Origin of the sequence: Arthrobacter sp. 2YAF22_2, assembly GCF_052114645.1 — a bacterium.
Lineage (GTDB): Bacteria > Actinomycetota > Actinomycetes > Actinomycetales > Micrococcaceae > Arthrobacter.
Map to the genome: position 1 here is coordinate 1 of NZ_JBFRFD010000170.1, position 6,638 is coordinate 6,638.

7 protein-coding genes and 1 pseudogene are annotated in these 6,638 nt (G+C 65.8%); 3 read left to right on the forward strand and 5 right to left on the reverse strand.

Annotation, left to right across the window (positions count from 1 at the left end):
• Positions 1-115: 115 nt before the first annotated feature.
• Positions 116-1,594 carry an FAD-dependent monooxygenase gene (locus tag AB4Y86_RS08920; protein ID WP_441401893.1) on the forward strand — a complete coding sequence of 493 codons (1,479 nt, stop codon included), beginning with the start codon at positions 116-118 and terminating at the stop codon, positions 1,592-1,594.
• Between the two features lie 50 nt (positions 1,595-1,644).
• On the forward strand, positions 1,645-2,109 hold the full coding sequence (locus AB4Y86_RS08925) for a phage tail protein (RefSeq protein WP_441401894.1): 465 nt from the start codon (positions 1,645-1,647) through the stop codon (positions 2,107-2,109).
• 6 nt (positions 2,110-2,115) lie between these two features.
• Here the strand turns inward: AB4Y86_RS08925 and AB4Y86_RS08930 are convergent, their stop codons facing one another.
• Together AB4Y86_RS08930 and AB4Y86_RS08935 are read right to left on the reverse strand one after the other, a co-directional pair.
• Positions 2,116-2,514, reverse strand: a complete 399-nt coding sequence (locus tag AB4Y86_RS08930; RefSeq protein ID WP_441401895.1) for a nuclear transport factor 2 family protein — start codon at positions 2,512-2,514, stop codon at positions 2,116-2,118.
• Positions 2,515-2,944: 430 nt separating this feature from the next.
• Positions 2,945-4,132 (reverse strand): TerC family protein, encoded by a 1,188-nt coding sequence (locus tag AB4Y86_RS08935; RefSeq protein WP_441401896.1) that lies wholly within the window; start codon positions 4,130-4,132, stop codon positions 2,945-2,947.
• A 203-nt stretch (positions 4,133-4,335) separates the two neighbouring features.
• Here AB4Y86_RS08935 and AB4Y86_RS08940 point away from each other — a divergent pair, with 203 nt between their 5' ends.
• Positions 4,336-4,515 (forward strand): VOC family protein, encoded by a 180-nt coding sequence (locus AB4Y86_RS08940; protein ID WP_441401899.1) that lies wholly within the window; start codon positions 4,336-4,338, stop codon positions 4,513-4,515.
• A gap of 58 nt (positions 4,516-4,573) precedes the next feature.
• Here AB4Y86_RS08940 and AB4Y86_RS08945 read toward each other — a convergent pair whose 3' ends face one another.
• From AB4Y86_RS08945 to AB4Y86_RS08955, 3 genes and pseudogenes are all read right to left on the reverse strand, one after another.
• Positions 4,574-5,422, reverse strand: a complete 849-nt coding sequence (locus tag AB4Y86_RS08945; RefSeq protein ID WP_441401897.1) for an SDR family oxidoreductase — start codon at positions 5,420-5,422, stop codon at positions 4,574-4,576.
• A 72-nt stretch (positions 5,423-5,494) separates the two neighbouring features.
• Positions 5,495-6,187 carry a DNA alkylation repair protein gene (locus AB4Y86_RS08950; protein WP_441401898.1) on the reverse strand — a complete coding sequence of 231 codons (693 nt, stop codon included), beginning with the start codon at positions 6,185-6,187 and terminating at the stop codon, positions 5,495-5,497.
• A 97-nt stretch (positions 6,188-6,284) separates the two neighbouring features.
• Positions 6,285-6,638: pseudogene (locus AB4Y86_RS08955) on the reverse strand (hypothetical protein); the annotation flags it as partial.

Here is a 6,638-nt window from a genome sequence, read left to right on the forward strand (position 1 = left end):
AGCGCTTCCTGTCCCCTCTAGTTCCAATCTATCCCGCGCAAGGGGGCTTGCGGCAAGGCCCCAGTCATGCCGCACACTGGCTCAGACGTGCCCGGAAGAGGCGTAGGGACACGGCATGGAGAGGCCGGGGGTTGTGATGGTGGATGTGATCGTTGTCGGAGGCGGTCCGACTGGGATGATGCTGGCCGGCGAGCTGGCTTTGGCCGGGGTAGACACGGCGATTCTGGAGCGTCGCCCGACGCCGGAGTTGGTGGGCTCGCGCGCGGGAGGATTCCACTCGCGGACCATCGAGATCCTCGATCAGCGCGGAATTGCCGACCGGTTCCTCGCCGCGGGCAAACCCGTCCAGGCGGCATTCTTCGGGAACACGACGCTGGATGTGAGCGACTTTCCTACCCGGCACCCTTACACCCTTGGTCTGTGGCAGAACCATATTGAGCGGATCCTGGCCGGCTGGATCGAGGAGCTGGGTGTGCCGGTCCACCGGGGGACCGAGGTGGCGGGCTTCGCCCAGGACAATGGCGGGATTGACGTGAACCTCGCCGACGGCGGGACGATGCGTGCGCTATACCTGGTCGGCGCCGACGGCGGGCGAAGTGCTGTCCGCAAGGCAGCCGGCATCGAATTCCCCGGCTGGGACGCGACGCGTAGCAGCCTGATCGCCGAAGTGGAGGTGACCGAGGAGACGCCGGCGGGCGCGCGCATCGACGAGGTGGGAATCCATGGGCTGCACCTGATGGAGGACGGCCGCACCACGCGGGTGGTGGTGACCGAGAAGCGGCTTGGACCGGCAGTCGAGCCCAGCCTGGCTGATCTCGGCAAGGCCTTGACCGACATCTACGGCACCGACTTCGGGATCCACAACCCGACGTGGATCTCACGGTTCACCGACGCGACGCGGCAGGCCGCGGCCTACCGCAGCGGCCGGGTGCTGCTGGCCGGGGACGCCGCGCACATCCATGCCCCGTCGGGCGGGCAGGGGATCGGGCTGGGCATCCAGGACGCGGTGAACCTCGGCTGGAAGCTCGCCCAGGTGGTCAAAGGCACTGCGCCGGACAGCCTGCTGGACACCTACCACGCCGAGCGGCACCCCGCCGGGGCGCGGGCCCTGAAGCACACCATGGCTCAGTCGGTCATGCAGCGCGCCGACCCTCGGATCGGCGCGCTGGCCGATACCGTAGCCGGCCTGCTGACAATCGATGCGGCCCGGAAGCAGCTGGCCGGGCTCATCTCCGGCCTGGACGTCCGGTATGACCTCGGTGAGGGGCACCCGCTGCTCGGGCGCCGGATGCCCGATCTCGACGTCGTCGCCGCGAACGGCCCGCTGCGCGTATTCACCCTCCTGCACGACGCCCGGGCTGTGCTGCTCAACCTCGGCGCGCCGGGCAGCATCGGCCCGGGGCTGTGGGCAGATCAGGTCCAGTTGGTGGACGCCACGTACCACGGCGGGTGGGAGCTTCCGGTGATCGGTTCAGTCAGCGGACCTACGGCCGTGCTGATCCGGCCGGACGGGCATGTGGCATGGACGGGAGACGGGACCCCGCGGGGGCTGGAGGACGCGCTGGCCAGATGGTTCGGGCCGGCGCGGCACTAACCCGTCGTCGCGTTAGCATTGGTCCCAAACAGGTCTTACCAGGAGGATGCATGCCGTACACCGTTGACTTCAAGGACGTCTCTACAGTCGGCGTGGAATCGTCGCCGGTCGCCGAGGCCCTCGCCGGTTTGCGTGCCAACGAGGCCCGCTATTACCGAAACAAGTACGACCACGCCTTTACGGTGAGCCCCGCCGGCGAGGTCCCAGAAACGGTCGAACGGGTCAGCCGAATCCTCCGGGACGAGCGCGACATCGTCATCGGCTCCCGCCCGCTCGAGGCAACCTCCTTCGAAGTTGACGGCCTCCGGATGGACTACGTTTTCTACGAGTCAGGGCTGTCGATCAATGTCATGTACAGCATCGAGGACGGCGGGAAACGCGCTGTGGGATTCAAACTCGCGGACGGCATGGATGTTCCGGAGGAGTTGGAATCCAAGTTCAAGTTTGCCCGCCAAAAATCGAAGCTGGCGGGCGTTATCCGCGGCTCCTACTTCGTGATCAAGGGTGAATACTGAACGCCCTCAGGGCCGGATCTGACCGCGCCGGGCGTCGGCGGCGTCCAGCGCCTCATTGACGGGCGCGAAGGCGGCCCTGTCCAGGAGGAGTTCGATCTCGCGGATCTTGTCTGCCTGGATGGTCAGCAGTTCGATGCACCGGACAGCGCCAGCGGCCGTGTCGGTGACAAAGTCGTAGACGACGCAGGCGCGGTCCTCCGTGGTGAAGACTTCCCGGACGTCGTTTCTGACCAGAACCGGGAGAAGGCGCTTGAGAGCCTTGCTCCAGCCTTCCTTGTCGAAAGTGCTGCCCGCGAAAGTGGCCACAAGATCGTCATCGAGCAGGTTGTTGAGGGCATCCATATTGTGAGTGCCAACGGCCTCAATATAGGAGCGTGCCATTTTGTCGACACTGGAATCCAGCACGAGCGTTCCTTCCGTGTGCGGTTAGTCCACCGCGTTTTCTTCGAAGCCTAGCCACACGACCGAGACGCTGAAAAGGTGTAATTGGCCAACGGCCGAGCTTCAGCGGGCGGCAACGGCTGAGCACTACGATCCACGTCCAGGATGGGAGACCCCAATGTCACCGGTACGGCCTTTTGACCATATCGGCATCACCATTGGCCTCGGAGGGCTACGGGCTGGTCGGAGGTGTCGGCGAGTACGAGCACAGTTGGCGGACGGCCTACGTGCGCGGTCCGGAGGGCATCATCGTCTCGCTGGCGGAGCGCATCGGCTGAAGCGGCCGCAGCCGACCCGGCGACTCGGGCCTGAGCTGCGGTAAGGCACCCGCCGTCGTCGTCGTCGTGCTCGGAACTGTGGCGACGCAGGCTGCRCCGCCACCGTTCCGGACCAGCTACCGTGCCAGGTACTGCTCGTGCTGCCGGTGTGCTTCGGCCACCTCGGCGCGGATGGTGTCTACATCCTTGGCCTTGTTGCGATACTTCGGGTCCATCTGTTCGATTTGCCGGACCTCTTCCAGCAATGCGCCGTAGATGCGCTCGCGCTCGGCGGGATCCGCGGTGTATTCCAGGTCCAGGTAGCTGACCGCATGCCGGCGGGCGTTGTTGATGGATGTTTGTGCCTTGCCTGCCTTGCTCAGCAGCGACGCCAGCACGGTGATGAACAGCGCGCCGATGATGACGGTCAGGGACAGGCCGGTGGTGATCTCAAAGACCGGTACGGGCTGGCCGTCGTGGATGAACGGCAGGTTGTTCTCGTGTAGGGCGTGCAGGATCAGTTTGACGCCGATGAAGGCCAGGATCGCGGCCAGCCCGTAGGAGAGGTAGATCAGCCGGTCAAGCAGGCCGTCGATCAGGAAGTACAGCTGGCGCAGGCCCATCAGCGAGAACGCCGTGGCGGTGAAGACAACGTAGACGTTCTGGGTTAAGCCGAAGATGGCGGGAATCGAGTCCAGGGCGAACAAGAGGTCGGTGCCGCCGATGGCTACCATGACCAGCAGCATCGGGGTCAGAACCTTTTTGCCGTTCTCCATGGTGAACAGCCTGTCGCCGTCGTAGTGATCGGAGGTGTGGAAGAACTTGCGGGCCAGGCGGATGATGAAGTTGTCCGCTTCGCCGCCGTGCTCGGGCCCGGGCTTGAGCAGGTTGCCGGCCGTGATCAGCAGAATCAGACCGAAAGCGTAGAACACCCAGGCGAAGGAGTTGATCAGGGCCGCGCCGAGGAAGATGAAGCCGGTACGGGCAAGAAGCGAAAACACGATGCCGAACAGCAGCACCTTTTGCTGGTCCTCGCGGGGAACCCGGAAGCTGGCGATGATGATCAGGAAGACAAACAGGTTGTCTACCGACAGGGCCTTCTCGGTGATGTAACCGGCGAAATACTCCGAGCCCCTGGCCGCGCCGCCGAAGATCAGGACGAGGATGCCGAAGATGATGGCGAGGCCCACATAGAGGCCGGACCAGATGGCCGCTTCCTTCAACGTGGGAACGTGGGCCTTGCGGATATGGAAGAAGTAGTCAAAGGCCAGAAGGGCCAGAATGGCCACAATCGTGATGCCCCAGATCAGGGGAGAAACAGTCAACGGGTGCCTGCTTTCGTAGGGAGGGTAGCAGTGAGCCTCGTAAGTCTCTCCGCCCGCCGTCCGGCTGGCCGCTGCACCCGGCCAGGCTTCGGTGCCCGACGTGTTGACGTATGCAGCGCTTCGGAATACTCCCCTACGCACCTCTACTCTAACCGAGATCGGAGCCGGAGACGAGCCAATCAGCCCTGCCCGGCGCCCTGCTGCTGCAGCGCCGGCACGTCTCGTTCACCGTTGCCGACCGGGACCGGACGGTGGTGGAGGCCACGCGCCCCGGCGCCCAGGTCCTGAGCCAAAGCGACACTGAGTGGACGCGGACGGCACTGATCCGGGACCCCCAAGGAGCGGAGTTCACTGCCAGCCAGTTCACGCCCCGGTCGGGCTGAACGGTCCTTCGACCCGCGGAAGGATGGGTCTGCGCCCCGTAAGAAAGTCGCGTCCCGGTCAGTCTGAACGGTCCGTGTCGAGAACGGTGACGTCCAGGGGCATACGGTTGGCGCGGCGCAGGCGCCCGGCCAGCACGTTGCGCACTCCGCTGGACACCATGGTCGTTTTGGTCAGATAGCGGAATTCCGCTGCGTCCGTGGTTACCAGGTCCAGGAGCGGACGCGCGGCGGCGTCGGGGGTCTGGCCCCAGAGCCCGACGACGACCTGCAGACCGCCCAGCCGACGCTCGTACCCGGCTTGGGACGTGACGTGCCCCAGCAAGTCCGTGGTTACCAGACCCGGGTTCAGGCCGTGCACCCGCACCCCGGTGCCTTGCGTCTCCCGCCGCAACGTCTCGGTGAATTGGCGGACCCATCGCTTGCTCGACGCATAGGCGTTCTGCAGCGCCACCGGCCCGCGGTCGCCTTGGCCGTAGACGTTGACGAGGTCGCCGTGGCCTTGGCCGAGGAACACTGGCAGCGCGATCCGCGAGCCGTGGAAGGTGCCGAGGATGTTCGTGCGCACCACGCGCGTGAAGTCGTCGATCGGAGTGGATGCCGTCGGCCCGAAGACGCCCGAGGTGCCGGCGTTGTTGACCCAGATGTCGAGCGTTCCGCGGCTGAGGGCCTCGTCGCGCAGGGCCTCGACGTCGGCCAACTCGCCGGTGTCGCAGCGGCGTCCGGACGCAGCAATCCCTTCCGCGAGCAGCCGCTCGACGGCGGCCGCGACGTCGTCGTCGGACCTGGACGCCAGAACCACCGCCGCTCCTTGATGTCCCAGCCGCCGTGCCATGGCGAATCCCAGACCGCGTGTCGAACCAGTCACGACCGCCACGCGGCCGCGGAGGACGTCTCGTTGCGAACCCATGCCTCCCTCATACCCGCAGCGGCCGCGGAGGGCAAGAGATTCGGCGCAGTCCGGCAGTTCCGAGGGGCCGGCCTACGTGTCATGCTGGCGGCGCACCATCTCGGTGATCCAGATGGGCGCGAACGGGGAGGTGCAGTTCGGCGGCGTCGGGTAGTCCTTGAGTACCTGCAAGCGTTCACCGATGCCGATGGCCCGAGCTCTATGCTCGGGATGCTCAATGCCGATCTGAGCCAGGCAGTGGTTCATCGCCCACTGCAGGCGATCCGGGGCGTCCTTCATCTCTGCGTCGATGACGTCGAGCAGTCCGGCGAGGTCGAGGCCCTCGGCCTTCTTCGCCACGCGCTCGGTGGTGAGCGCCCAGCCGGCACTGGCGACCGCAGGCTCCGGATCGGCGAACCAGGCCAGGCGCAGCTCCTCGGTGTGCGGGCTCTTCTTCACTACGTAGTTCACCAGCCAGTCGTGCACCTTGGGGGTGTCCGCCTGGCGCAACAGGGTGTCCAACTCAGCGCTTTCGAACGCCTTGGGCCGGCAGATCAGGATGGCCAGCAGTCTCGCCGCGGTGGTATCCGCCTCCCAGAGTTGGAGTGCGAGTTCCTGCTGGGTCTTCAACCGCTTGGCAAGCGCGCGCAGTTTGCCGAGGTTCACGCCGTGATCGTCGCCGTGTCTCTCGTTCACCGCGCGGGTCTTTGGGTCCTCGAGGGCAGCCAGTTCGGCCAACACCTCGGCGACCGTCGTTCCTGTTCCCGTCGTCCCCGTTACCGCCATCTGCCCCACGTCAGCTCCTGTTCATCGCGTGTGATGAGCCTACTAGGGCAGTGATTGCGACAAGCTGACGGCAAACGGTACATCCCACCTCCACGGGTCACACCTGTTGGAACAGGAAACACTCCGGGACGGGGTCCTTGAGGGTCACTGGCCAGCCCGGATCGTCCGGGTCCGCGGCGGACAGCGGGTGCTCTGCCGTGAAGWGGTRCCAGTCCGGGAAGGGGTCCTCGGGCAGCAGCTTCAGTTCGAGGTCCTGGTCGGGTTCGGGTTCTTGGTCCGGGCCGGGGTCCGGGCCGGCGTCCGCGGTCATCAAGACATTGGGCCAGTGGGGTGGTTCCCAGTCTTGGTGTTCGCTGGCGTAGTGCCGGCCGGTCGGTGAGGTCCAGCCCGGCGGGTGGTCTTTGCTGGCCCCGGTGGGTGTCCAGGCGGTGCTGTGTTTGAGGCCGTGGTG